Source organism: Nonomuraea sp. NPDC050202 (assembly GCF_040656115.1).
GTDB lineage: Bacteria > Actinomycetota > Actinomycetes > Streptosporangiales > Streptosporangiaceae > Nonomuraea.
The window spans coordinates 1-1,167 of sequence record NZ_JBFALF010000123.1 but is presented as its reverse complement, the minus strand read 5'-3'; the positions used below and the strand labels follow the sequence as shown (position 1 = coordinate 1,167).

The following is a 1,167-nucleotide window of genomic DNA, read 5'->3' as shown; positions in this document are numbered from 1 at the left end:
GAGCCGCTTTTGGGCTGGTCAACCGCAGCTCGGTGAGGAACAGGTGGGCAGCCGAGACCAAGGTGACATGCCGATGCCAGCCGTTGTAGGAGCGCTGAACCGCCCCGGCTTTGATGGAGACTTCAGCGGTTGATTGCTAGGGCTTCGTTGGGGTGGTGTTGAGCGTAGTAGATCGCCTCGAACTCCTCGGGCGGGAGGTGGCCGATGGCTGAGTGCAGGCGGGTGGTGTTGAACCAGGCGATCCATTCGGCGGTGGCCAGTTCCACGTCGGCCAGGCTGCGCCATGGGCCGCGAGGCTTGATCAACTCGGTCTTGTAGAGGCCGATCTGCGATTCCATCAGGGCGTTGTCAAGCGCGTCGCCGACCGTGCCGATGGAGGCGTCGATGCCGGCCGCCAGCAGATGGGCGGTGAACCGGAAAGACGTATATTGACTGCCCGCGTCTGAGTGATGAATCAGTCCCGGCCCTGCCGGGTGGCCGGTGCGCTCGCGCCGCCATAGCGCCATGTCCAGGGCGTCCAGCACGAGCGTGGTGTGCTTGGTTAGTGAGGCGGCCCAGCCGACGATCGCCGGGGAGTAGACGTCGACCACGAAGGCGACGTAGATCACCCCGCACCAGGCGGCCACATGGGTGAAGTCGGCCACCCAGGCGGCGTTGGGCCGGGTGGCGGTGAAGTCGCGCCGCAGCCGGTCGGCCGCCCGCTCGTGTCCTGGATCAGGTGTGGTGGTGCGGATCTTCTTGCCCCGGCGCGCGCCCTGCAGGCCGAGCGCGCGCATGCGCCGCTCGACGGTGCAGCGGGCCACCCGGTGCCCCTCGCGCAGCAGTTGCTGCCAGACCTTGCGGGCACCGTAGACGCCGTAGTTGTCGGCGTGGATGCGCTGGATGTGAGCGTCCAACTCGGCATCGCGCACCGCCCGCGCCGAGGGCGGGCGCCTCTTGGCGGCGTAGTAGGTGCTGGTGGACATCGGGCAGCCGTGCTCGGTCAGGACACGGCAGATCGGCTCGACACCGAACACCTCGGCGTGCTGGTCGATGAAGGTCACGAGTGCGTGTGCGGCCGGTCGAGCTCGGCGATGCTCCTATGTTGTCAAGCCGCGGCTGCGATGGGTTGGCGGCTGATGTCGCGCTCTGAGGCGTTCACGGTCTTGAGGGTGCGATAGACCACAT

At 67.3% G+C, this 1,167-nt stretch carries 1 protein-coding gene; it reads right to left on the bottom strand.

Going from position 1 to position 1,167, the window contains the following annotated elements; genetic code table 11:
* Window positions 1-122: 122 nt before the first annotated feature.
* Window positions 123-1,043, bottom strand: coding sequence for an IS3 family transposase (locus AB0I79_RS63315; RefSeq protein WP_357896399.1), 921 nt, complete (start codon window positions 1,041-1,043; stop codon window positions 123-125).
* Window positions 1,044-1,167 lie beyond the last annotated feature (124 nt).